General features: G+C 67.2%; 20 protein-coding genes. 10 read left to right on the top strand and 10 right to left on the bottom strand.

The genetic code is table 11. From position 1 onward, the window contains the following. Window positions 1-180 precede the first annotated feature (180 nt). The 7 genes from purU to ACZ9AQ_RS05775 all read left to right on the top strand — a co-directional run bounded on the left by purU (window position 181) and on the right by ACZ9AQ_RS05775 (window position 8,513). Window positions 181-1,071: a formyltetrahydrofolate deformylase gene (gene purU / locus ACZ9AQ_RS05805; RefSeq protein WP_429202041.1), complete on the top strand. Its 891-nt coding sequence runs from the start codon at window positions 181-183 to the stop codon at window positions 1,069-1,071. A gap of 97 nt (window positions 1,072-1,168) precedes the next feature. Then, window positions 1,169-1,708, top strand: coding sequence for a (2Fe-2S)-binding protein (locus ACZ9AQ_RS05800; protein WP_429202042.1), 540 nt, complete (start codon window positions 1,169-1,171; stop codon window positions 1,706-1,708). Continuing rightward, the gene (locus ACZ9AQ_RS05795) at window positions 1,705-2,766 is read left to right on the top strand and encodes an FAD binding domain-containing protein (protein WP_429202045.1); all 1,062 of its coding nucleotides are present in this window, start codon (window positions 1,705-1,707) and stop codon (window positions 2,764-2,766) included. The genes ACZ9AQ_RS05800 and ACZ9AQ_RS05795 overlap by 4 nt, the downstream gene beginning before the upstream one ends. Beyond that, window positions 2,763-5,075, top strand: coding sequence for a xanthine dehydrogenase family protein molybdopterin-binding subunit (locus ACZ9AQ_RS05790; RefSeq protein ID WP_429202047.1), 2,313 nt, complete (start codon window positions 2,763-2,765; stop codon window positions 5,073-5,075). The genes ACZ9AQ_RS05795 and ACZ9AQ_RS05790 overlap by 4 nt, the downstream gene beginning before the upstream one ends. A gap of 338 nt (window positions 5,076-5,413) precedes the next feature. Continuing rightward, complete coding sequence (locus ACZ9AQ_RS05785; protein ID WP_429202049.1) at window positions 5,414-6,388, top strand: tripartite tricarboxylate transporter substrate binding protein BugD; 975 nt, start codon at window positions 5,414-5,416, stop codon at window positions 6,386-6,388. Between the two features lie 151 nt (window positions 6,389-6,539). Continuing rightward, window positions 6,540-7,004: a tripartite tricarboxylate transporter TctB family protein gene (locus ACZ9AQ_RS05780; protein WP_429202050.1), complete on the top strand. Its 465-nt coding sequence runs from the start codon at window positions 6,540-6,542 to the stop codon at window positions 7,002-7,004. A gap of 6 nt (window positions 7,005-7,010) precedes the next feature. Then, window positions 7,011-8,513: a tripartite tricarboxylate transporter permease gene (locus tag ACZ9AQ_RS05775; RefSeq protein ID WP_429202052.1), complete on the top strand. Its 1,503-nt coding sequence runs from the start codon at window positions 7,011-7,013 to the stop codon at window positions 8,511-8,513. Between the two features lie 162 nt (window positions 8,514-8,675). Here ACZ9AQ_RS05775 and ACZ9AQ_RS05770 read toward each other — a convergent pair whose 3' ends face one another. The 8 genes from ACZ9AQ_RS05770 to ACZ9AQ_RS05735 all read right to left on the bottom strand — a co-directional run bounded on the left by ACZ9AQ_RS05770 (window position 8,676) and on the right by ACZ9AQ_RS05735 (window position 19,776). Further along, window positions 8,676-10,145 carry an MFS transporter gene (locus tag ACZ9AQ_RS05770; RefSeq protein ID WP_429202054.1) on the bottom strand — a complete coding sequence of 490 codons (1,470 nt, stop codon included), beginning with the start codon at window positions 10,143-10,145 and terminating at the stop codon, window positions 8,676-8,678. 15 nt (window positions 10,146-10,160) lie between these two features. Then, window positions 10,161-11,342, bottom strand: coding sequence for an efflux RND transporter periplasmic adaptor subunit (locus ACZ9AQ_RS05765; protein ID WP_429202056.1), 1,182 nt, complete (start codon window positions 11,340-11,342; stop codon window positions 10,161-10,163). Between the two features lie 17 nt (window positions 11,343-11,359). Continuing rightward, on the bottom strand, window positions 11,360-12,832 hold the full coding sequence (locus ACZ9AQ_RS05760) for an efflux transporter outer membrane subunit (RefSeq protein WP_429202057.1): 1,473 nt from the start codon (window positions 12,830-12,832) through the stop codon (window positions 11,360-11,362). A gap of 79 nt (window positions 12,833-12,911) precedes the next feature. Further along, entirely contained in the window at window positions 12,912-13,853 is a 942-nt protein-coding gene (locus ACZ9AQ_RS05755) for a LysR family transcriptional regulator (protein ID WP_429202058.1), read from the bottom strand. A 50-nt stretch (window positions 13,854-13,903) separates the two neighbouring features. Beyond that, entirely contained in the window at window positions 13,904-14,863 is a 960-nt protein-coding gene (locus ACZ9AQ_RS05750; protein WP_429202060.1) for a chemotaxis protein, read from the bottom strand. A gap of 135 nt (window positions 14,864-14,998) precedes the next feature. Further along, window positions 14,999-16,408: a GntP family permease gene (locus ACZ9AQ_RS05745; protein ID WP_429202062.1), complete on the bottom strand. Its 1,410-nt coding sequence runs from the start codon at window positions 16,406-16,408 to the stop codon at window positions 14,999-15,001. A 207-nt stretch (window positions 16,409-16,615) separates the two neighbouring features. After that, the gene (locus tag ACZ9AQ_RS05740; RefSeq protein WP_429202064.1) at window positions 16,616-18,988 is read right to left on the bottom strand and encodes a DNA polymerase II; all 2,373 of its coding nucleotides are present in this window, start codon (window positions 18,986-18,988) and stop codon (window positions 16,616-16,618) included. Then, window positions 18,988-19,776 carry a ferritin-like domain-containing protein gene (locus ACZ9AQ_RS05735; protein ID WP_429202066.1) on the bottom strand — a complete coding sequence of 263 codons (789 nt, stop codon included), beginning with the start codon at window positions 19,774-19,776 and terminating at the stop codon, window positions 18,988-18,990. Before ACZ9AQ_RS05735 ends, ACZ9AQ_RS05740 begins: the two co-directional genes overlap by 1 nt. Window positions 19,777-19,901: 125 nt before the next feature. Between ACZ9AQ_RS05735 and ACZ9AQ_RS05730 the strand changes: the two genes are divergently transcribed. The 3 genes from ACZ9AQ_RS05730 to ACZ9AQ_RS05720 are packed head-to-tail and all read left to right on the top strand — an operon-like array spanning window position 19,902 to window position 21,137. Next, a complete protein-coding gene (locus ACZ9AQ_RS05730; RefSeq protein ID WP_429202068.1) occupies window positions 19,902-20,306 on the top strand; it encodes a DUF6973 domain-containing protein in 405 nt (134 codons plus the stop codon). A gap of 9 nt (window positions 20,307-20,315) precedes the next feature. Then, on the top strand, window positions 20,316-20,690 hold the full coding sequence (locus ACZ9AQ_RS05725) for a hypothetical protein (protein ID WP_429202069.1): 375 nt from the start codon (window positions 20,316-20,318) through the stop codon (window positions 20,688-20,690). 15 nt (window positions 20,691-20,705) lie between these two features. Then, window positions 20,706-21,137 carry a hypothetical protein gene (locus tag ACZ9AQ_RS05720; protein ID WP_429202071.1) on the top strand — a complete coding sequence of 144 codons (432 nt, stop codon included), beginning with the start codon at window positions 20,706-20,708 and terminating at the stop codon, window positions 21,135-21,137. A 13-nt stretch (window positions 21,138-21,150) separates the two neighbouring features. Here the strand turns inward: ACZ9AQ_RS05720 and ACZ9AQ_RS05715 are convergent, their stop codons facing one another. Continuing rightward, window positions 21,151-21,951: a LytR/AlgR family response regulator transcription factor gene (locus ACZ9AQ_RS05715; protein ID WP_429202072.1), complete on the bottom strand. Its 801-nt coding sequence runs from the start codon at window positions 21,949-21,951 to the stop codon at window positions 21,151-21,153. Then, window positions 21,948-23,039 carry a sensor histidine kinase gene (locus tag ACZ9AQ_RS05710; protein WP_429202074.1) on the bottom strand — a complete coding sequence of 364 codons (1,092 nt, stop codon included), beginning with the start codon at window positions 23,037-23,039 and terminating at the stop codon, window positions 21,948-21,950. Before ACZ9AQ_RS05710 ends, ACZ9AQ_RS05715 begins: the two co-directional genes overlap by 4 nt. Window positions 23,040-23,379: the final 340 nt, after the last annotated feature.

The raw sequence follows: 23,379 nt of genomic DNA, 5'->3' as shown, positions 1-23,379 counted from the left end.
CTGACCTGGATGCTTGACGGCGTCGGCCGCATCCCTCATTCTATATATTCTGACAACATCGCCTTGCCAGCGTCGCCGACCCGGCGGCGCCGGATACCAGAGCTGCCGCCGGCCCACCTGGCCGGTGTCGCGTGACGGACGACTACATTGCAATTTGCCCCTAACCGACAGGAATCACTCATGAGCAGCATCGCCCCGGCGCCAGCCGGCCGCATCGAATACATCCTCAACGCCAGCTGTCCGGCCGGCACCGGCATCGTCGCCGCCGTCGCGACCTTCCTCGCCGAGCGCGACTGCTATATCTGCGCGCTGGAACAGTTCGACGACGATTCGACCGCGCGCTTCTTCATGCGCGCCGTGTTTCGCCAGCAAGAAAATTCACCACCGATCGACCGTATCCGCAGCGAATTCGCCGACCTCGTCGCCGGCCGCCTCGAGATGCAGTGGAAGATGTTCGACCCGCTCGACCCGGTACGCACCGTGATCATGGTCTCCAAGACCGACCACTGCCTGGACGACCTGCTGTACCGCCGCCGCAATGGCGAACTGAACATGCAGATCACGGCGGTGGTGTCGAACCACCTCGACCTGCGCCCGATGGTCGAGCGCGAAGGCATCCGCTTCGTATTCCTGCCGGTAACCAAGGACAACAAGGCGCAGCAAGAGGCGCGCCTGCTCGAGATTGTCGAGGAGACCGGTTCCGAGCTGGTGATCCTGGCGCGCTATATGCAGATCCTGTCGGACGAGCTGGCGCGGCGCCTGGCCGGCAAGTGCATCAACATCCACCACTCCTTCCTGCCCGGCTTCAAGGGCGCCAATCCCTACCAGCAAGCCTTCGACCGCGGGGTCAAGCTGATCGGCGCCACCGCCCACTACGCCACGCCCGACCTCGACGAAGGCCCAATCATCGAACAGGTGCTGACCCGGGTCGACCACAACTACCGGGTCGACCAGCTGACCCGCGTCGGCCGCGACAACGAGTGCCTGGCGCTGGCGGCGGCGGTCAAGTTCCATATCGAGCGCCGTGTGTTTGTCGACGGCAACAAGACGGTGGTCTTCCGCGGTCCCTGAGCAAATTGGCAAGCAACCTCGGGAATAGGTGCGTCACCTAACCGTGACGCACCACCTGCACGGGTAAGGTCATGGCTTCTCATAGAGAGGAATGACCATGGAACTTCACCAGCAGTATCCGGTCCGCCTGCGTATCAACGGGCAAGACCGCGAATTCAACGTCGAGTCCTGGGTGACCTTGCTTGACCTGTTGCGCGAGCGCGCAGGCATGACCGGCACCAAGAAGGGTTGCGACCAGGGACAATGCGGCGCATGCACGGTGCTGGTGGACGGCAAGCGCATCAATTCCTGCCTGACCCTGGCGGTCATGCAGAACGGCAAGGAAATCACGACGGTCGAGGGCCTTGCCAACGGTGAAGACCTGCACCCGCTTCAGCAAGCCTTCATCGAGTGCGACGCTTTCCAGTGCGGCTACTGTACCCCGGGACAGCTGTGTTCGGCCGTGGGCCTGATGAACGAGGGCCAGGCCAGGTCGCGCGACGACGTGCGCGAACTCATGAGCGGCAATATCTGCCGCTGCGGCGCCTATCCGCAGATCGCGGACGCCGTGGTCCAGGTGATGGAGCTGCGCCGCGGCGAGCACGCGCGCGATGACGGCGACAAGCCGGCCTTTACCACCGGGGCGGTGCTGGCATGAATCCCTTCACCTTCACCCAATCGAAAGACCTCGACGCCGTGCTGGCGGCCCTGAGCGGCGGCCAGGCGCGCCCGATCGCGGGCGGCACCAACCTGCTCGACCTGATGAAGGAAGGCGTGATGCGTCCTTCGCAGCTGGTCGACATCAACGGGCTCAGGGTCGAGGGCCTGGCCCTGGACCAGGTCGCGCGTGATGCCGACGGCGGCCTGCTGCTGGGCGCCCTCGCCCGCAACGCCGACACCGCCTACGACCCGCTGGTGCGCGAGCGCTATCCGCTGCTGTCGAGCGCGATCCTGGCCGGCGCCTCGCCCCAGTTGCGCAATATGGCGAGCAACGGCGGCAACCTGATGCAGCGCACCCGCTGCGTCTACTTCTACGACGTCGGCACCGCCTGCAACAAGCGCGAGCCCGGCACCGGCTGCCCGGCCAGGGACGGCGTCAATCGCCAGCACGCGATCCTGGGCACGAGCGAAGCCTGCATCGCGACCCACCCGTCCGACATGTGCGTGGCCCTGCGCGCGCTGGATGCCACGGTGCACGTCCAGTCCAGCAGCGGCAAGCGGCAAATCCCCTTCGCCGACTTCCACCGCCTGCCGGAAGACCGTCCCGAGGTCGACAACACCCTGCAGCCGGGCGAACTGATCACCCATATCACGGTCCCGCAGGCCGACCGCTTCATCGCCCACAGCGCCTACATCAAGGTGCGCGACCGCCTGTCCTATGCCTTCGCGCTGGTGTCGGTGGCGGCCGCCCTCGACCTCGAGGCCGGCGGCGCCATCAAGGCCGCGCGCATCGCGCTGGGCGGCGTGGCCCACAAGCCGTGGCGCATCGAAGCAGCCGAACAGCAACTGGTGGGCAAGGCGGCCGGCGAGGAAGCCTTCGCCGCCGCGGCCGACGCCATCCTGCAGGGCGCGCGCGGCTACGGCCACAACGACTTCAAGCTGACGCTGGCGAAGAACGCCATCGTCCAGGCCTTGACCAGCGCCGCGCGCGGCACCGATATCGCCAGCGGCGCAGCGCAGCCCCAGGCCCGACATCCAGAGGGAGACCGAGCATGACCGACCTGATTCCAGAATTGCGCGCCCCGAGCGCGCCGGCCGGCACCGGCCGCGTCAAGAGCGGCATGTCCGTCTCGCGCGTCGACGGCCGCGCCAAGGTGACCGGCCAGGCCCAGTACGCGGCCGAAGTGTTCGCGCCCGACCTGTGCTACGGCGTAGTCGTCAGCAGCACCGTGGCCAAGGGCCGCATCACCCGCATCGACACCGTCGACGCCCTCACCGCGCATGGCGTGATCTCGGTGATGACCCACGAGAACCGCCCCAAGATGCGCTCCTTCGACATCGCCTGGAAGGACATGACCGCTCCCGCCGGCTCGCCGTTCCGGCCGCTGTTTTCGGACCAGATCTTCTACAGCGGCCAGCCGGTCGCGCTGGTGATCGCCGACACCTTCGAGGCCGCGCGCCACGCGGCCCAGCTGGTGCGCGTGCACTACGACGTCGAGGCGCACGAGACCAACCACCTCGAACGCCTCGACCAGGCCTATGAGCCGAAGAAGATGAAGGCCGGCTTCACGCCGCCGAGCTCCACCGGCGACGGCGAGAAGGCGTTCGCCGAGGCCCCGGTCAAGATCGACTCGCAGTACTACAACGGGGTCGAGCACCACAATCCGATGGAGATGTTCGCCTCGACCGTGATCTACGGCGAGGACGGCCACCTGACCATCTACGACAAGACCCAGAGCTCGCAGAACAGCCGCTGGTACGTGTCGCACGGCTTCGGCATCTCGAAGGACAAGGTCACGGTGCGCAATCCCTACGTCGGCGGCGCGTTCGGATCCGGCCTGCGTCCGCAATACCAGCTGCCGCTGGCGGTGATGGGCGCGCTGCAGCTGAAACGCTCGGTGCGCGTGGTGCTCACGCGCCAGCAGATGTTCAGCTTCGGCCACCGTCCCGAGACCTGGCACCGCATCCGCCTCGGCGCCGACCGTGACGGCACGCTCAAGGCGATCTGGCACGAGGCGATCCAGGAAACCTCGCGGCTCGAGGACTACGTGGAAGTGATCGTCAACTGGTCCGGGCAGCTGTACGCCTGCCCCGACGTCAAGCTCGGCTACCAGGTGGTGGCGCATGACCGCTTCACGCCGCTGGACATGCGCGCGCCCGGCGCCACCCACGGCGTGCACGCGCTCGAGGTGGCGATGGACGAGCTGGCATACGAACTCAAGATGGACCCGCTGGCCCTGCGCCTGAAGAACTACACCGACGTCTCGCCGATCGAGGACAAGCCGTACTCGACCAAGGAGCTGCGCGAATGCTACCGCCAGGGCGCCGAGCGCTTCGGGTGGGACAAGCGTGCGCTCGAGCCGCGCTCGATGGTGGATGGCGACGAGCTGGTGGGCTGGGGCATGGCGACCGGCATCTGGGATGCGCTGGTGATGGTGGCGCGCGTCTCGGCCGTGCTGCACGTCGACGGGCGCCTGGTGGTGAGCAGCGCGGCGACCGACATCGGCACCGGGACCTATACCGCGATGTCGATCGTCGCCGCCGAGCAGCTTGGCCTGCCGCTGGAGCAGGTGACCTTCCAGCTGGGCGACTCGACGCTGCCGATGGCGCCGATCGAAGGCGGCTCGTCGCACATGGCCACCGTTGGCTCGGGCGTGCACGGCGCCTGCGAAAAGCTCAAGAACCAGCTGCTCAAGATGGCCTCGGCAATGCAGGACTCGCCACTGGCCAAGGCGCGCATGCGCGACGTGGAGTTCGGCGACGGCGCGGTGTTCCTGAAAACGGACCCGGCGCGCCGGATCGAGCTGGCCGCCGTGCTGCGCGACGCGGGCCTGGACCGCCTGGAAGAAAAATTCTTCATGACGCCGCAGATGCTCAAGCAGCGCAAGTACGCGCGCGCGGTGCACTCGGCCGTGTTCTGCGAAGTGCGCGTCAACGAGAAGCTGGGCATGGTGCGCGTGACCCGCGTGGTCAGCGCGGTCGCGGCCGGACGCATCATCAGCGCCAAGACCGCGGCCAGCCAGATCAGCGGCGCGGTGGTCTGGGGCATCAGCCAGGCCCTGCATGAAGAAACCCATACCGACGAAAAGTACGGGCGCTTCATGAACCACAATTACGCCGAGTACCACGTGGCGGTGAACGCCGACATCCACGACATCGACGTGATCTTCGTGGAAGAGGACGACCGCATCGTGAGCAAGCAGCTCGGCGTCAAGGGCGTGGGCGAGATCGGGATCGTCGGCGTGGCCGCGGCGGTATCGAACGCCATCTTCCATGCGACCGGCAAGCGCCTGCGCACCACGCCGATGACTCCAGCCAAGATGCTGCTGGGCGACCGTGAACTGCCGGTGAATCCGCCGGTGTAAGCGCCGGTCTGAGCGCCTTTGCTGGCGCCGCTGCAGGTGCAGTTTCGCGCGCGAAACGGGCGGCGTTTTCACGTCGCCCTGATGTCGTTCTTACGCCGACAGCGCCCGCTGTCGGCGTCATATTTACCGAATTCCCGTCAGTATTTGTGTCCCGCGCCATATCGCTTTTGCTGACCCTCGTCACAGCTATGCGACATACGTATTTCCACGTAGTTGCATATCAATATGTTTACTGGTACAACCCTAGCTGCGTAAGACAACGCTAGAGCGCAGCAGCGCACCGCAAGGTGCGGTGCCGCCATCCCATACCAAGAACGAGATTTACGAGGACGACAAACATGAAGCTCAAGATGCTGTGCGCTGTCGCGTGCCTGACCGCTTTCGGCAGCGGCCTGGCCCAGGCCCAGAACTATCCCAACAAGACCATCACCATGATCGTGCCGTTCGCGGCCGGCGGTCCGACCGACACCGTGGCGCGCCTGGTGGCGCAGTCGATGGGCACCACCCTCAAGCAGCAGATCATCATCGAGAACGTCGGCGGCGCCGGCGGCACGATCGGCGCGGCGCGCGCGGCCAAGGCCGCACCCGACGGCTACACCGTGTTCCTGCACCACATCGGCCAGTCGACCGCCCCTGCCCTGTACCGCAAGCTGCCGTACAACGCGATCGACAGCTTCGAGCCGATCGGCCTGATCACTGACGTGCCGATGACCGTCGTCGCGCGCGCCAACTTCCCGGCCAAGGACATGAAGGAGCTGATCACCTACGTCAAGGCCAACAAGGACAAGGTCACCTACGCCCACGCCGGCCTGGGTTCGGCCTCGCACCTGTGCGGCATGCTGCTGCAGACCGCGATGGGCGTCGAGCTGACCACCGTGCCCTACAAGGGCACCGGCCCGGCGATGAACGACCTGCTGGGCGGCCAGGTGGACTTCATGTGCGACCAGACCACAAATACCACCAGCCAGATCAAGAGCGGCAAGATCAAGGCCTATGGCGTGACCACCAAGACGGTCGTGCCGTCGCTGCCCAACCTGCCGACCCTGGCCTCCGGCGCCCTGCCGAACTTCGAGGTCGGCGTCTGGCACGGCCTGTACGCGCCGAAGGGCACGCCGAAGCCGGTCGTGGACGCGCTGGCGAGCGCCCTGCGCGCCTCGCTGCGCGACCCGAACGTGATCAAGCGCTTCAACGACCTGGGCACCGAGCCGGTCCCGACCAACCAGGCGACGCCGGAAGCCCTGCGCACCCACCTCAAGCAGCAGATCGACCTGTGGGGTCCGATCATCAAGAAAGCCGGCGCCTTCGCCGACTGAGCATGAGGAATTGACACTGCGCACCGCGCCGGGTTCGCCGGGCGGTGCGTTTTGTTGTACCTGCCGTAGCCACGGCGCCGTCGCTGAAATACACTTCGAACCACTGCATCTGTAATACCGCATTTGCATCACAAAAAAAGGGGACCATCACGTGCCAGCATTCATACGCCACCCAAAGGATTTTTGGAGTGGCATCGTCTTTCTCTTCTTTGGCCTTTCCGCCATCATCATCGGCCAGGACTATGAAATGGGGACGGCCGGCCGCATGGGTCCGGCCTACTTCCCGACGGTCCTCGGCGGCATGTTGTCGCTGGTCGGCGCAGGCTCGCTGATTCGCTCCTTCTTCCGACAGGGCGAACCGGTCGGCCGCCTCTACTGGAAGGAACTGCTGCTGGTGCTGGTCGCCGTGCTGCTGTTCGGCTTCCTGATGCGCAACGCGGGCCTGGTGCCGGCGACGCTCCTGCTGATCATGATCAGCAGCTATGCCGGCCGCAAATTCAACCTGGCCAAGGCCGTGGCCCTGGCCGTGGGCGCGACGCTGTTCGCCGTGGGCCTGTTCGTCAAGTTGCTCGGTTTGCCGATGCCTATCTTCGGTCCATGGTTCGGTGGGAATTAAAACAATATGGAAATCTTCAGCAATCTCGCACTCGGCCTGGAAACGGCCTTTACCCTCCAGAACCTGTTCTACTGCCTGGTCGGCGTGTTCGTCGGCACCGCCGTCGGCGTGCTGCCGGGCCTGGGTCCGGTCGCCACCATCGCCATGCTGCTGCCGGCGACCTTCGGCCTGCCGCCGGAATCGGCCCTGATCATGCTGGCCGGTATCTACTACGGCGCCCAGTACGGCGGCTCGACCACCGCGATCCTGGTCAACCTGCCCGGGGAGTCATCCTCGGTGGTCACGGCCCTGGACGGCTACCAGATGGCGCGCAACGGCAACGCCGGCAAGGCGCTGGCCACGGCGGCGATCGCCTCGTTCTTCGCCGGCTCGGTCGCCACCGTGCTGCTGGCGCTGTTCGCGCCGCCGCTGGCCGATGTCGCGCTCCAATTCGGCCCGGCCGAATACTTCTCGCTGATGGTGCTCGGCCTGGTCGCCTCGGTGGTCCTGGCCAGCGGCTCGCTGCTCAAGGCGATCGGCATGGTGCTGCTCGGCCTGCTGCTGGGCGTGGTCGGCACCGACGTCAACTCGGGCTCGGCGCGCTACACCTTCGACCTGCCGGAACTGGCCGATGGCATCAACTTCGTGATCGTGGCGATGGGCATGTTCGGCATCGGCGAAATCATCCGCAATCTGGAACACGACGAAAGCCGCAACCTGGTCATGAAGAAGGTCCAGGGCCTGATGCTGAGCAAGGACGACTTCAAGCGCATCATCGCGCCGGTGCTGCGCGCGACCGGCCTCGGCTCGGTGCTGGGTATCCTGCCGGGAGGCGGCGCGATGCTGGCCTCGTTCGCCTCGTACTCGCTCGAGAAGAAGGTGTCGAAGAACGCGGCGCAGTTCGGCAAGGGCGCGATCGAAGGCGTGGCGGCGCCGGAAGCGGCCAACAACGCCGGCGCCCAGACCTCGTTCATCCCGATGCTGACCCTCGGCATCCCGTCGAACCCGGTGATGGCGCTGATGATCGGCGCGATGATCATCCAGGGCATCCAGCCGGGTCCGGCCGTGATGACCGAGCAGCCCGCCCTGTTCTGGGGCCTGATCGTCTCGATGTGGATCGGTAACCTGTTCCTGGTCGTGCTGAACCTGCCGATGATCGGCCTCTGGGTGCGCATGATCATGGTGCCTTACCAAATGCTGTATCCGGCCATCCTGATGTTCTGCGCGATCGGCGTGTTCAGCCTGAACAACAGCACCTTCGACGTCTACCTGATGGCCCTGTTCGGGCTGCTGGGCTACCTGTGCGCGAAGCTGGAACTGGAACCGGCGCCGATGCTGCTCGGCTTCATCATCGGCCCGATGATGGAAGAGTACCTGCGCCGCGCCCTGCTGCTGTCGCGCAGCGATCCGATGGTGTTCATCGAGCGTCCGATCTCGGGCGTGATGCTGGGCCTGGCCGCGGCGGCGATGATCGTCGTGATGCTGCCGTCGCTGCGCAAGAAGCGCGAAGAGGCGTTCCAGGAAGACTGATGCACTGAAAGCGGTATCCACACCCGCGCGCCGCCCGGCGCCGGCCTTTGCAGGCTGGCGCCGGGCGTTGTCTTTTCGGGGTGCAATCCGGGCCACCTCCGGGCGTCGCCGGACCAAGCCGGCGACCAGGGCCAGGGCCGCGAACGACGCCACCGTCGGGGTTCAATCGAACCTGCGCTGCATGGCCAGCAACACGGCGCCGGCCAGGCCCACCCACATCACGATCCAGAACAGGTCCTGGCCCGCCAGCAGGCCGGCCTGGCGCGCCAACTCCAGGCCGCCGTCCCCGATCGCGCCGGCCTTCTCGGCCAGCCGCGACGCATGCAGGGCGGTGCGTTCCTGCAGCGCGACATTGGTCACGCCAACGCCCAGCGCCAGGCCCACCTGGCCCAGCATGTTCTTCAGTTGCTGGCCGTGCGCGAAGACCACGTTGTCGGCCTGCAGATCCTTGAACGAGTGGATCGCCGCGGTCGCCATGCCGAGGGTCAGGAAGCCGCCGAACAGGCCCAGCCACAGCATCACCGTGTCCCAGGCGTCGGCGCGCGGATCGAGGGTGGCGAAACGCCAGCCCAGCGCCGCCAGCATCAGGAAGCCGGTCACGAAGAACCTGGTCGGATGCGGATTGCGCTTGACCATCTGCAGCATCACCACGAACACGACGAAGGTCGACAGCAGGCCGATGCCTTGCAGGACTCCAGCTTGCTCCAGTCCCATGCCCAGGCCCTTCTGCACCGCCTGCGGCAACAGGGTGTTGACCATCCCCAGCACCGCGTAGCAGACCGCGAAGATGACCAGGCCCAGCCGATAGCGCGCGCTGGCCAGGATGTTCAGGTGCAGGAAGGGTTCGCGGCGGCGCGCCTTGACGAGGCCAAAGGCCAGCAGCAGCGCGAGGCCCAGCGCCAGGTGGCCGAGCAGCGCGCCGCGCTCGCCGCCATGCCAGTCGTACGTCAGGTGCTGCAGGGCGAACAGCGTGATGGCGGCGCCGCCGCCGAGCAGGATCGCATCCGGTACATGCAGGCGCGTCGGCGTGCCGTCCAGCGTGTCGGCGCCGAGCGGCAGCCAGCGCGCCGCGATGCCGGCGCCGATCACGGCCAGCGCCGCCAGCAGCAGGAACATCCCGCCAGAGGCTTCGTGCCCGATGAATTTCGCCGCGGCCAGCGGGCCGAGCGCCAGGCCAAGCGAGAGCGCGCCGCCGAAGGCCGCGATGCCCTGCAGGCGCTGGGGCGAAGGCGGAATCAGGTTGACCATCATGCGCGAGGCCGTCATGAACACGCCGCCACCCATTGCCATCAGGAGCCGGCCGCCGGCGAAGGCGGCGACGCTGCCGCTGCCGGCGCAGATCCAGGCGCCGACCAGGTAGAACAGCACGCCGCCGAGCAGGTAGTTGCGCCAGCCCAGGCGCTGCACCAGCACCGTCAGCTGCGAGATCGACAGCACCGCCACCGCCGCGTACAGCGCCGAGACGGTGGCGTATTCCTCGGGCGAGGCGCCGACGTGGCCCATGATGGCCGGCGCCGCGAACACCGTCATGCCGGTCGCCAGGAATTCGATGAAGTTGAAGACGAAGATCGCGGCCAGCAAGGCCGGACGCGGAATCGAAAGCGGAGCAGCTGGTCTAGCAAGGGCGTTCATCGCCTGCCCTTTCCATCAACGCGACGCTACCGCGCCCGGGCGGCCGAGCGCGCGCCGGATCGCCTCCTCGGCGCCATGCGACTCGGTCTCGAACACGACGGTCTGGTACTGCTGGCGCGCGGCGCCGGCCTGCATCAGGCTCGGGCCCTGCTTGCTGCTGGTGTCGATCGCCACCTTCATCGACAGGCCCAGGCGCAGCGGATGGCGCACCAGGTCGGCCGGGTCGAGCGCGATGCGCACCGGCACCCGCTGCACCACCTTGATCCAGTTGCCGGTCGCGTTCTGCGCCGGCACCGCGGCGAAGGCGCTGCCGGTGCCGGCTTCCTGGCCGGCCACGCGGCCGTGGAACACGACCTCCTTGCCGTACACGTCGGCCGTCACCGCCACCGGCTGGCCGATGCGCACGTCCTTGAGCTGGGTTTCCTTCAGGTTGGCGGTGACCCACATCTGGTCCAGCGGCACGATCGCCATCAGGGGCGCGCCCTGCGCCACGCGCTGGCCGATCTGGACGTTGCGGCGGGCGACGATGCCGCCCACCGGCGCGGCCAGCGTGGTGCGCGCCAGGCCCAGCGACGCGTCGCGCAGCTGCGCGATCGCAAAGCGCACGTCGGGATGGCTCTCGACCGTGGTGCCGTCGACCATGGCCAGCGCCGAGCCGGCCTGCTGGCGCGCGGCGGCGAGCCCCGCCCGGGCCGCGGCCACGGCGTCTTCGGCGTGGCGGATGTCCTCGCCCGACACGGCGCCGGTGCCGGCCAGCCCGCGCCGGCGTGCCAGGTCGCTGGCGGCCTTGCCGAGATCGGCTTCGCGCTGGGCGACCGTCGCGCGCAACTGCTCGACGCCGGCAAACTGGGCCCGCACCTGGCGCGCCGCCTTGGCCAGCGCCGCCTCGGCGCGCTCCTGGGCCAGGCGGGCGTCGACCTCGTTCAGCTGCACCAGCACGTCGCCGGGGCGCACGAAATCGGTGTTGTCGGCCGCGATGCGGGTCACGGTGCCGCCGACCTGTGGCGTCACCTGCACCAGGTTGCCCTCGACGTAGGCGTCTTCGGTGTGCTGACTGTTCCAGCCGATGCCCAGCACCTCGGGCGAGGACCAGGCGATGCCGCCGGCGGCGGCGAACACCGCGACCGTCAGGCCCAGCGCGAGCCTGCGGCGGCCCTGGGGAGCAGGATTCGTATTGTTCGTATTGTTGGTGTCCATGGCGTTCTCTCGATTCTTCAATGCGCGCCCAGGGCGGGAGGCGCGGCGGCTGCCCGGTAGCCGCCACCCAGGGCGCGCACCAGGTTCACGTCCAGCTCGTAGGCGCGGGCGTCCAGGTCGGCCTGGGCGCGGCGCTGGGCCACGACCTGGGTTTCGGCGATCAAGACCTGCACGAAGTTGCCCAGCCCCGCGCGGTAGCGCTGTTCGGCCAGCGCATGGGCCTCTTCGGCCGCCGCCAGCGCCTGGTCCTGCTCGCGCACCCGTTCGCCCAGCCAGCGCAGCGACGTCAGCTGCGCCGTCACGTCGCGCAGCGCGTCGATCACGGCGGCGTTGTAGTTCTCGACCGCGACGTCGAATTCGGCGCTGCGCGCCGCGAGGTTGCCGCGCAGCCGGCCGCCGTCGAGCAGCGGCAGGGTTATCAGCGGGCCGGCGGCAAAGCTGCGGCTGCCGCCCTGCAGCAGGCGCTCGAACCCCAGGCTGGCCAGGCCAGCGGAGACGCCCAGGTTCACGGTTGGATAGAACTGCGCCCTGGCGACGTCGATCTCGCCGCTGGCCGCTTCGACCTGCCAGCGCAGCGCGACGAGCTCCGGCCGGCGGCCCAGCAGCGCGGCCGGAATGTCGGCGCTCGCCGCGGCCGGGCGGTAGAGGCGCAGTTGCGGGCGGGCGATCGCCCCGGCCGCATCCTGGCCCTGCCCCCCCAGGGCCGCGATCTGGCCGCGGGTCAGCGCGATCGCCTCGTCCAGCGCCGCGATCTGGCCGCGCACGGCCGGCACGCCGATCTCGGCCTGCTTCAGCTCCGCCTTGCTGTCGAGCTGGGCGGAGACGCGCTGCTGCACCAGCTCGAGAATGCGACTGCGCTGGCGCAGCTCCCGGCCAGCCAGGTCGCGTTGGGCGTACAGGTGGTCCAGGCGCAGGTAGGCCTGCACCACGGCGCTCGACACGGCCAGGCGCGCGGCCTGGGCTTCGGCCTGGCGCGCATTGACGCGGCCGGCGGCGGCGGCCACGCTGGCGGCGTTCTTGCCCCAGAAATCGAGTTCATAGCCCAGGTTGACGCCGGCGTCGGCGGCCCACTCCCAGCTGCCGGCCAACGGCTTGGGCACGCTGCCATGTTCGCTGTAGCGCTGGCGCGCGGTGTGGACCGACGCACTGGCTTGCGGCCCCAGGCTGGCCGCGGCCAGGCCCTCGAGGGCCGCCGCCTGGCGCACCCGTGCGAGCGCAGCGGCGATCGTCGGGCTGGCGTCGCGTGCACCCTCCACCAGCCGGTCGAGCTGGGGGTCGCCATAGGCGCGCCACCAGTCCTGGGTCGGCCAGGCGGCGGTCTCGGTCGTCAACGACCCAATAGCGCGCGATGAATTCAGGGGCGCGTCCCCGTTCAAGCGCGCCAATGGCGGCTGCGCGCCCATCGACACGCAACCGCCCAGGACGAGCATGGCAGAAACGAGCGCCAGGCGGGTCGCCGACCGGCCTGGCGCGGGGTGGAATGGAAGCATGGAGTGCCTCGGCAAAATACAGGAAGCCGAAGCATAGTTGCTGTGAGTTATTTAGGCCATGCCATAAGCGGCATGAACGTCATGCAGAATCTGCATGATGGTCGTCGCCGCCCAGCGTGTTGGTGAGGGTCGTGAGCACGAAGTCGCGCAGCCAGCGGTTGGCCGGGTCGCGATGGCTGCGCTCGTGCCAGTACAGCGCCAGCTGCAGCGGCGGCAGCTCGACCGGCATCGGCGCCAGCACCAGGCCCAGGTCGCGCGCCAGCGGCCGCGCCAGGCGCAGCGGGATGGTGGCGATGGCGTCGGTGTGCAGGGCGATATGGGCGGCCGAGGTGAAGCTCGGCACGTGGCACAGGATGCGGGTGGGCTCGAGCAGCGTTTCGAGCTTGCGGGTCACGGCCACGTTGTGATGGCTGGTGTGCTCCATCTCGATCAGCACGTGGCGGTGGGTCAGCCAGGTGTCGTGGTCGAGTTGCCCGGCCCAGGGGTGGCTGCGCCGCATCAGGCAGGCGTATTCGTCGTCCCACAGCTTGCGCTGGCGGATGTTGTTGAGCAGGTGCGGAAAGCGGCCGATGGCCAGGTCGATATGGCCGCGCTCGAGCTGGGCCTCGAGCGAGCCGGGATCGATGTGCACGCTGCGCAGCTGCAGGCCGGCAGCGCCGTTTTCCAGCCTGGCCAGGCCGTCCAGCAGTTGGGGCAGGATGTTCACCACTGCGCCGTCGACCATGTACAGGCCGAAGGAACGGGTGGCGTTGAGCGGATCGAACGCGGCCGGGCCGCCCTCGAGCTGGCGCGCCGCGTCCAGCACCGCCGCCACCGGGCCGGCCAGCTCGAGGGCGCGCACGGTCGGCTGCATGCGCTGGCCCGAACGCACGAACAGCGGGTCGCCGAAATGGCGCCGCAGTTTCGCCAGAGCACGGCTGACGGTCGGTTGGGTCATGCCGAGCAGTTCGGCGGTGCGGGTCAGGCTGCCCTCGCGCAGCAGGCTGTCGAGGATCAGTAATTGGGAAAGGTCGGGGATCACGGCCGCATCATAGCATCGCGGCAACTAGCTCATCATCCCCGGGCGCCGGATCAGCCGCCCAGCACCTTGCGCAGGGTGCGCGACAGGTCTTCGGCCGAGAACTTGGCGACGTAGGCGTCGGCGCGCACGTTCTTGACGTGCTCTTCGTTGGTGCTGCCCGACAGCGACGAGTGGATGACGACCGGCAGGTTGCCGAAGCGGTTGCTCGACTTGATGTTGCGGGTGAGCGTGAAGCCGTCCATCTCCGGCATCTCGAGGTCGGTCAGCACCATGGCCACGCGGTCGTACACGGTGCGGCCTTCGGCTTCGGCCGCCGCGGCGATCGTGCCCAGCTGGTCCCAGGCTTCCTTGCCGCTCTTGGTCATGATGTAGGGCAGGCCCATCGCTTCCAGGCCCTGCTCGATCAGTGCGCGCGCCACCACCGAATCGTCGGCCGCCAGGATCACGGCGCCCGGCTTGATCGTGATCCTGGCGCCCACGGCCTGCTCCATGTTCTCGCGCTCCTGGGTCGGGTTCAGGTTGCGCAGGATGGTCTCGACGTCGAGCACCTGGGCCAGGCGCGCCGGCTGGCCATCCTGCTCGGGCAGGCGCGCGATGCTGGTCACCATGCCGCTGCCGGCGCTGTGCTCGGCGGTCATCACCTGGCTCCAGTCCAGGCGCACGATCTCTTCCACGCTCTCGACGGCGAAGGCCTGGGTGGTGCGCGCGAACTCGGTCACCAGCATGATGTTCAGGCCTGACCTGGGCTTGACGCCGGTGATGCCCGGCAGGTCGAGCACCTGGATGATCTGGCCGCGCAGGTTGACCACGCCCAGCACGTGGCGCGGCGCGCCGGCCACCGCCGTGATCTCGGGCATGGCGACGATTTCGCGGATCTTGAAGACGTTGATGCCGAACAGCTCGTTGTGGTTGCCCTGCTCGTCACCGCCCAGGCGGAACAACAGCAATTCGAATTTGTTGGTGCCGGTCAGGTTGCTGCGCTCGTCGACTTCTTGTTGTACCGATTTCATGTTCCATCCTGGAGTAATAGTGCTGCACGGAAACCATTTCGGAAGTCATTGTAGTCGCGCGGCTGTTTCTTGGGTCAAGACACGCCACAAGCCTTGCTGATATTGCAGGAACCAGTGCAAAAAAACCACGATTTGTCACACGACGCCGAAGACGTAATAGACACCGATGACAAAGAACACGGCCGCCGTCTTGATCAGCGTAACGGCGAAGATGTCGCGGTAGGCTTCGCGATGGGTCAGGCCAGTGACCGCCAGCAGGGTGATCACGGCGCCGTTGTGCGGCAGGGTGTCCATGCCGCCGCTGGCCATCGCCACTACCCGGTGCATCACCTCGAGCGAGATCCCGGCATGCTCGGCGCCGCGAATGAAAACGTCGGACATCGCGGCCAGCGCAATGCTCATGCCGCCCGAGGCCGAGCCGGTGATGCCGGCCAGCGAGCTGACCGAGACCGCCGCGTTCACCAGCGGATCCGGAATGCTGCGCAGCGCATCGCTCACCACCAGGAAGCCCGGCAGCGCCGCGATCACGCCGCCGAAGCCATACTCCGACGCCGTATTCATCGCCGCCAGCAGCGCGCCGCCGACCGCCGCCTTGCTGCCATCGGCGAAGCGCCCGGCCACGCGCCTGAACGCGGTCGCGACCACGAACAGGATCCCCAGCCGCAGCGCCGCCTGCACCGCCCAGATCGCGGTCACGGTCTTGATCGTGGTGGTTACCGGCGTGGAGATACCCGGCAGGATCGCGGGCGGCACGGTGTGGCTGTCGGCGCCATACCAGACCGGGATCATGCGGGTGAAGACGAAGTTGGCCACGCCCACCAGCAGCAGGGGCGCCAGCGCCAGCAGCGGATGCGGCAAGCCGCCGGCATCGATATCCACCCGTTCCGGTTCGTTCACCAGCGAGGCGCCATAGCCCTCCCCCTTGCCGGCCGCCGTGCGGCGGCGCCACTCGAGGTAGCAGAGCCCAACCGCCAGGATGAACAGCGCGCCGATGGTGCCCAGGACCGGGGCCGCCCACGCGGTGGTCTGGAAGAAGGTGGTCGGTATGATGTTCTGGATCTGCGGCGTGCCGGGCAAGGCGTCCATCGTGAACGAAAAGGCCCCCAGCGCGATCGCTCCCGGCAGCAGGCGCTTGGGGATATCGCTCTGGCGATAGAGTTCGGCCGCGAACGGGTAGACCGCGAACACCACCACGAACAGCGACACACCGCCATAGGTGAGCAACGCGCACACGGCGACGATGACGGCATTGGCGCGCGCGGCGCCGATGTGGCGGATCGCGGCGGCCACGATGGACTCGGAAAAGCCCGACAGTTCGATCACCTTGCCGAACACCGCGCCGAGCATGAATACCGGGAAGTACAGCTTGACGAAACCGACCATCTTTTCCATGTAGATGCCGGAAAACACCGGGGCCACCTGCGCCGGGTCGGTCAGCAGCACCGCGCCGAGGGCGGCGACCGGCGCGAACAGGATGACGCTGTAGCCGCGGTAGGCGGCGAACATCAGGAATACCAGTGCGGCCAGGACGATCAGGAAGGACACGACGACTCCATGGTGATGGCGTGTAATGACGGGATCATTATAGAAAGGGAGCGCGGTCGCGGGCCAGCGCTTGCGACGCCGCCGCGCGCGTTCATGCGGGCGGCATCGAAACCTTGCCTTGGGGCCATGTCGTCATCGAGCGGCGGCGCCGGATCCTGCCGGCAGTCCAGCGAGCAATAGCGAAGCATGACGCGGGCGACGGTGATGCTAGAACAGCGTCTGCTGCGGGCTCGTCAGATTGGCGAAGCTGTCGCCCAGGAAGGGCAGGATGGCGTCGGCCACCGGTTCGAGCTGGCGCGTGAGATAGTGTTCGTAGTCGATGGCCCCACGGCGCGCTTCCATCGGCTCGGGGCCGTTCGAGGTCATCACGTAGCGGATCCAGCCGCCCTTGCGGTACAGCGCCGGGCGGCCCTGGCGCAGGTGGTGTTCGTCGGCCATGCGCGCGGCGCGCACGTGCGGCGGCACGTTGCGCTGGTATTCCTCCAGCGGCCGGCGCAGGCGCTTGCGGTAGACGAGGTCGTCGTCGCATTCGCCGCGCAACATGCGCGCGACCAGCTCGCGCACGTAGTCCTGGTAGGGCTGGCCCTTGAAGATGCGTTCGTAGAGCCCCTGCTGGAAGGCTTGCGCGAGCGGGGTCCAGTCGGTGCGCACCGTCTCCAGGCCCTTGTAGACCATCTCTTCGCCGCCGTCCGCGTTCGCCGCCAGTCCGGCGTAGCGCTTCTTGCTGCCTTCGTCCGACCCGCGCACGGTGGGCATCAGGAAGCGGCGAAAGTGCACGTCGTATTCCAGTTCGAGCGCGCTCTCGATGCCCAGCTCGGCCTGCAGGTGCGCACGCCACCAGCCGTTCACGTGCTCGACCAGGGCCTGCCCGATGCGGCGCGCCTCGCCTTCGGCATGCGCGCGCCCCAGCCAGACGAATGTCGAATCGGTGTCGCCATAGATCACCTGGTAGCCCTGCTCCTCGATCAGCTCGCGCGTGCGGTGCATGATGTCATGGCCGCGCATCGTGATCGACGAGGCCAGGCGCGGGTCGAAGAAGCGGCAGCCGGTGGTGCCCAGCACGCCGTAGAAGGCGTTCATGATGATCTTGAGCGCCTGCGACAGCGGCGCATTGCGCTCGCGCTTGGCGGCCTCGCGGCCGGCCCAGACCTGGGTCACGATGCCGGGCAGGCAGTGCCTGGTGCGCGAGAAGCGCCCGCCGCGGTAGCCCGGCACCGTGGCGTCCTCGGGCTCGCGCAGGCCTTCGACCAGGCCGAGCGGATCGATCAGGAAAGTGCGGATGATCGACGGATACAGGCTTTTGTAGTCCAGCACCAGCACCGAATCGTAGAGGCCCGAGCGCGAATCCATCACGAAGCCGCCGGGGCTGTCGGCGCCGGCGACGTCGCCGATGTTCGGCGCCACCCGTCCCTGGCGGTGCAGCAGCGGCATGTACAGGTGCTCGAACGCCGCCACCGAACCGCCGCTGCGGTCGGCCGCGAGCCCGGTCACGCTGGCGCGCTCCAGCAGGAAGGCCATCAGCTTCGTCTTGTCGAAGATCCGGGTGACCAGCTCGCAATCCTTGAGGTTGTACCAGGCAAGCGCCGGCTTGTCCTCGGCGAACATGCGGTCGATCTCGGCCATGCGGTCGTGCGGATTGTCGATCGCCTTGCCTTCGCCGAGCAGGGCGCGCGACACGTTCTCGAGACTGAAGGACGGGAAGCTCCAGGTGGCCGAATGCAGCGCGTCGATGCCGTCGATGACCAGGCGGCCGGCGATGCAGATGAAGTAGTGTTCCTGCTTGCCGCCATGCTCGCGCCACTCGATCGCGCTGCCGTCACGGCCCAGGCGCAGCGGGCGGTTGAAACGCTCGGCGTGCTTTTGCAGCACGCGCAGGTCGAACTGGATCAGGTTCCAGCCGATGATGGCGTCGGGGTCGTGGCGGATGATCCACTGTTCCAGGCGGTCGAGCAGTTCGAGCCGGGTGTCGCAGTAGTCGAGTTCGAAATCGCGCTCACCGTCCTGGCCATTGGGCGGACCGAGCATGTAGACCTGGCGCTGGCCGCAGCCTTCGAGCGCGATCGAGCGCAGTTCGCCCTGAAAGGTGGTCTCGATGTCGAGCGACACGGTGCGGATCGCCGGCCGGTAGCCCGGCGCCGGTTTCAGGACCGCGTCGACCAGCAGCAACGGATCGCCGTCGACCGGCGTGCCGCCAAAACTCACTGGCGCCGTGATGAAGCGCTCCATCAGGTAGCGCTCGGGCGGACGCACGTCGCCCTCGAACACGTCGAGGCCATGCTGGCGCAGCTGCTTTTCGATGCGCATCAGCTGGCGGTACTTGCGACAGTACAGGCCGGCGACCGGCCGGTGGCGAAAGTCGCGCAACTCGAGCGCACGCAGCTCCCATCCGCGCTCATCGACCAGCAGTTGTTCGACGGCGGCGCGTTGTTCCTCGGGAATGAAAGCCACGGGCGTTTGCAGCGGCAGGCGCAGGCGGCGCGGGCCGGCATCGGTGGCGAGCCAGAACTCGACCTCGCAGCCGGCGGCGGTGTCGCGCCAGTGACGCGTCAACAGGAAGCCCGTTTCCACACCCGTCTCCATCAGCGGTAGCGCTGCAGCTCGGCCTCGGTGAAGCCGGCCTGGCGCCGGCCCTCGATATTGAACGGTCCCTTGAGGACGGGCGCCTTGTAGCGCGCGGTCAGTTCATCGTAGGTGGCGATCGGCTCGAGCCCGCGTTCGCGGCACAGGCTGAAGTACCAACGATTGCCGATCTCGACGTGCCCTACTTCGTCCACCAGCAGCCGGTCGAGGATCAGGGCTGCCGCCAGGTCGCCGGCCTGGGCGATCTTCTTGCGCAGCGGCGGAATCGCATCGAGCCCGCGCGCTTCCAGGGTGCGCGGCACCAGCGCCATGCGCGCCATGACGTCGTCGCCCGTCTTGGCCACCATCTCCCACAGGCTGTCGTGGCCGGGAAAGTCGCCGTAGGCGTAACCGAGCGTGGCCAGGTGCGCGCTGAGCATCGTGAAGTGCAGCGCCTCTTCGTCGGCCACGCGCAGCCAGTCGAGGTAATACTGCGCCGGCATGCCGTGGAAACGCCACAGCGCGTCGAGCGCCAGGTTGATGGCGTTGAATTCGATGTGCGCCAGCGCGTGGATCAGCATGGCCCGGCCTTCGGGCGTGGCCATCGAACGGCGGCCGACCTGCAGCGGCGGCACCAGTTCGGGGCGCAGCGGGCGGCCGGGGATGCCGGCGGGCGCGGCGAGCGCGATGGCGGTGTCGATGCGCACGGTCCCGGCCTTGCTGGCGGCGGTCAGGGCGGCGACCGCCCGGGCCTTGGTTGCGGGATCGGTTTCGAGCAGCGCATGCAGTGCGGCGGCGCGGAGTTCCATGGTGAGGTGTGTGCTGGCAAAACCCGCATTTTACTCAATTCCAGTGCATGCTCTTGAGGGGCGCCAAACTACATTTTCGGGAGACATGGAACACTCAAACGTTGATTCGTACCAGGAGTTTCAGAATGCCCACATCGGTACTAATGAAAATTTGGAAACTCAGCAATAGCGAGAAAGTCTACTTGATGATGTACCCAGAGCATGCGGCCTCGATCGACGAGGCAGCGCGTGCTGCAACCGAAGAGACGAAGCGGCGATTCGGCAGACACGACCACAACGGCCAGGGTGACGCGTTTCGACATTGCTTCTGGTCTGCAATTCTCTGTCGCGAGATTGGGTATAACAATGCGCTCAGATACACGTCGGCGCACGAAGATTTCCCGGAGAACCCACCGGACGAAAAAGCCATGGATCTGCATAACAATGAAGTCGGTCTCAGGATTGGTCGCATTCCCACTTCGAATCAATTGCTCGGTCAACTTTGTATCAGTGCTTTACGGTCGGGCCAGTTAAAAGTAATCAGACAGTGAGATGAGCAGATGCCGACCCGAGCGCAAGTCTTATTGCTTTCGATTCTACTTTCCGGCTGCTGGAACTCAGTCGAGGATCAAGCCAAAAAACTGGGGGCGCGTGAGTTTACCACGCAGACGTGGGCAACCGCCACTGACCTGCAGCGTGGCGAGATGACTGCCTCGCTTCTTAGAAAGCATGACGTCACCAGCTTTCATCGTAAGGAAGTGGTTGCACTGCTTGGGGCGCCAACGGGATACTACGACTATGACACCAATCCAGCCTATTTTGTTGGGCCAACGACCGTCGAGAGTATGTACGGAAAAGGCTACTTGCTGGTATTTGAGACCGACAAATACGATGGGGAGGTCGACAGAGTATTCTTCCTACCCGAAGTGGAATGAAAGCTGATCGCACGCATGTCTGACAGCGTTACTGTGCTTGCCCACCTTCAGTCGGTCCGGTTGACCGCCATGCGCGTAGTCTGTCCGCTATTGCTTTCGATGCTCGGGCTAGCCGGATGTTGGCTGAACTCGGTTGAGGATCAGGCGCGCAAGCTCGGAGGGCGCGAATTCACGCCCGAAGCTTGGGCGTCTGCGTCTCAGGTGGAGCGGGCGAAAATGACCGCGTCCTTCCTCGAACAGCACGACACCAGAAATTTCACCAGAAAAGACGTGGAGGCGTTGCTCGGCACTCAGACCGCCTATTACGACTACGATACGAACCTGGCCTATGTTGTCGGGCCGGACACCGTCAGTAGCATGTACGGAAAAGGGTATCTGCTGGTCTTCGAAGCCGACAAAGACGACGGCAGGATCGACAGTGTATTTTTTGTCCCGGAAGTCGAATAAGCCACCCAGCCCCCTACATGTGTCTGAACAAGTGCGCATACACCGGGCTGACCCGCGGCTTGTCCGACCGCCCGCGCAGGTTCAGGGTCACCTTGCCCATGTCATCGCGCCCCGCGCTCAGCACGCACGCCATGTTCACCACCATGCTGCGGCTGACCTGCCGGAACTGCCCCGGATCGAGCTGCGGCAGCAAGTCCTTCAGCGGCACCCGGATCAGCGCCTCGCCGTCCGCCGTCACCACGTTCACGTACTTGTCGACCGCCTGGAAGAACACGACGTCGGCCACCGGAATCATGCGCACCACGTTGCCGACCGCCGCGCGCACCGTGCTCAAGCGCTCGCTCACCGCTGACGCCGGCAGCAGCGCCTGCAGCTGGCCGAGCAGCCGGCCCAGGGCGTCCGCATCCGTGGCGTCCACTGCCGCCGCATGCCGCGCCCCGACCAGCGCGCGCAGGCGCTCCACCGTCTTGCCGAGCCGCCCCGCGCTGACCGGCTTGAGCACGTAGTCCACCGCGGCGCGCTCGAAGGCCTCGACCGCGTAGTCGTCGAAGGCGGTCACGAACACGATGTGCGGGAGCGGCTGCGGTCCTTCCCAGCGCTCGGCCAGTTCCTCGGCCGCCTCCAGCCCGGTCTGGCCCGGCATGCGGATATCAAGGAACAGCACGTCGGGCCGCAGCGCCAGCGCCTGCTCCACCGCCGCCACGCCGTTCGGCGCCGTGCCCACGATGTCCAGCCCAGGCCACAAGTCCCGCAAGGTCCTGGCCAGGGTGGCGGCCAGGATCGGTTCGTCTTCGGCAATCAGGGCGCGGGTCATGCGGTGGTCTCCAGGGGAAGGCTCAAGCGGGCCAGCGCGCCGCGTGGCGCGGCCGGCGTCAGGAACAGCGTCGCGCGCTCGCCGTACAGGGCCTCGAGGCGTTCGCGGGTGGTCGACACCCCCACCCCGCCGCCGCGCCGGCCATGCAGCTGGCCCAGGCCAAGACCGGTGTCGCGCACCTCGATCACGAGGCTGTCGCCGGCCACGCTGGCCTTGACGACGACCTCGCCGCCATCGACCTTCGGCTCCAGACCATGCACGATCGCGTTCTCCACCAGCGGCTGCAGCAGCATCGTGGGCAGGCGCGCCGTCGCCAGCGCGGGCGGCAGGTCGAGGCGATAGGCCAGCCGCTCGCCCATGCGCACGCCCATCAAGCCCAGGTAGGCGTCCATCGCCGCGAATTCCTGCTCCAGGGTCGTGGTCTCGGCGCGCGAAACGCTCAGGGTCGCGCGCAAGTACTGGATCAGCTGGTCGAGCATCTCGCTGGCGCGGTCGGGGTCGATCGCGATCAGGCCCTGCAGGTTGGCCAGCGTGTTGAACAGCATGTGCGGCTCGATCTGCGCCTGCAGCAGGCGCAGTTGCGCCTGCAGCGCCTGGCGTTCAATGACCTCGGCGCGCAGCCGCGCCGCCGCATGCTCGTCCTCGATGCGGCGCACCCGTTCGCGGTATCTCACCAGCACCACCATCGTCATCGTTCCGAGCATGGTGAAGAGGATCATGCTCATGCGGCCGGGCGTCGGATACTCGGCCAGCGCCGGGGTCGGGATGCCGAGCATCGCGCCGCCGGCGCTCAGGCCCATGAAATGCGCCACCGGTGCCGCCGCGATCGCCAGCGCCAGGAACGGCGCCCATTCGCGCAGGCCCCAGTGCGGCCGGTCCCACCACAGCAGCCTGCCGCCATTGACGATGGTGAAGGCCACGATGCCGATCAGGATCGACACCAGCAGGTTTTCGAGGAACTGCCCGGATACCAGGCCGATGAAGGCGGCGAGCACGGCGCTGATGGCGATCGACAACGGCAGATCGGCGAGCAGGCGCCGCAGGCGCGAACGCGGGGCTGGCAGGAGGCAATGGATGGAGCTGGACATGCTGGCTCGCTTGACTGAAAGTAAAGCCATTGTGCCCAGCAGCCGGGCGACCGGCAAGATGCGCTGCGACGAACCGGAGAATGGATGGCGCGAAGCGGCTCCGGCGTCGACCGAAACGGCTTGGCGCAAGCACCGGAGCGCGGCGTTCACAAGCGATCATCACCGTCACCGACGTCGCCCGTCCGCGCGGATCGCCCTGGGGTGATCGAAGAAGGCGATCGACGAAGCCCGCGACGGACGCTCGCAATACGTGCGCCTCTCGCTCCAGCCTCGATGGACGGGTGCGCAATTTGGCGGCATGTGTCAGGCGATCAGAGGCGCGCCGCGACCGTCCCTGGGC

Source organism: Massilia sp. UYP34 (genome assembly GCF_056279385.1).
The sequence above is the reverse complement of the archived record's forward strand: the minus strand, read 5'-3'. Positions and strand labels throughout refer to the sequence as shown.

What these genes read in the sequence shown, in the direction of transcription:
- purU (WP_429202041.1), top strand. Translation starts at nt 181, where the DNA reads ATGAGCAGCATCGCCCCGGCGCCAGCCGGCCGCATCGAATACATCCTC.
- ACZ9AQ_RS05800 (WP_429202042.1), top strand. Translation starts at nt 1,169, where the DNA reads ATGGAACTTCACCAGCAGTATCCGGTCCGCCTGCGTATCAACGGGCAA.
- ACZ9AQ_RS05795 (WP_429202045.1), top strand. Translation starts at nt 1,705, where the DNA reads ATGAATCCCTTCACCTTCACCCAATCGAAAGACCTCGACGCCGTGCTG.
- ACZ9AQ_RS05790 (WP_429202047.1), top strand. Translation starts at nt 2,763, where the DNA reads ATGACCGACCTGATTCCAGAATTGCGCGCCCCGAGCGCGCCGGCCGGC.
- ACZ9AQ_RS05785 (WP_429202049.1), top strand. Translation starts at nt 5,414, where the DNA reads ATGAAGCTCAAGATGCTGTGCGCTGTCGCGTGCCTGACCGCTTTCGGC.
- ACZ9AQ_RS05775 (WP_429202052.1), top strand. Translation starts at nt 7,011, where the DNA reads ATGGAAATCTTCAGCAATCTCGCACTCGGCCTGGAAACGGCCTTTACC.
- ACZ9AQ_RS05770 (WP_429202054.1), bottom strand. Translation starts at nt 10,145, where the DNA reads ATGAACGCCCTTGCTAGACCAGCTGCTCCGCTTTCGATTCCGCGTCCG.
- ACZ9AQ_RS05765 (WP_429202056.1), bottom strand. Translation starts at nt 11,342, where the DNA reads ATGGACACCAACAATACGAACAATACGAATCCTGCTCCCCAGGGCCGC.
- ACZ9AQ_RS05760 (WP_429202057.1), bottom strand. Translation starts at nt 12,832, where the DNA reads ATGCTTCCATTCCACCCCGCGCCAGGCCGGTCGGCGACCCGCCTGGCG.
- ACZ9AQ_RS05750 (WP_429202060.1), bottom strand. Translation starts at nt 14,863, where the DNA reads ATGAAATCGGTACAACAAGAAGTCGACGAGCGCAGCAACCTGACCGGC.
- ACZ9AQ_RS05740 (WP_429202064.1), bottom strand. Translation starts at nt 18,988, where the DNA reads ATGGAGACGGGTGTGGAAACGGGCTTCCTGTTGACGCGTCACTGGCGC.
- ACZ9AQ_RS05735 (WP_429202066.1), bottom strand. Translation starts at nt 19,776, where the DNA reads ATGGAACTCCGCGCCGCCGCACTGCATGCGCTGCTCGAAACCGATCCC.
- ACZ9AQ_RS05730 (WP_429202068.1), top strand. Translation starts at nt 19,902, where the DNA reads ATGCCCACATCGGTACTAATGAAAATTTGGAAACTCAGCAATAGCGAG.
- ACZ9AQ_RS05725 (WP_429202069.1), top strand. Translation starts at nt 20,316, where the DNA reads ATGCCGACCCGAGCGCAAGTCTTATTGCTTTCGATTCTACTTTCCGGC.
- ACZ9AQ_RS05720 (WP_429202071.1), top strand. Translation starts at nt 20,706, where the DNA reads ATGTCTGACAGCGTTACTGTGCTTGCCCACCTTCAGTCGGTCCGGTTG.
- ACZ9AQ_RS05715 (WP_429202072.1), bottom strand. Translation starts at nt 21,951, where the DNA reads ATGACCCGCGCCCTGATTGCCGAAGACGAACCGATCCTGGCCGCCACC.
- ACZ9AQ_RS05710 (WP_429202074.1), bottom strand. Translation starts at nt 23,039, where the DNA reads ATGTCCAGCTCCATCCATTGCCTCCTGCCAGCCCCGCGTTCGCGCCTG.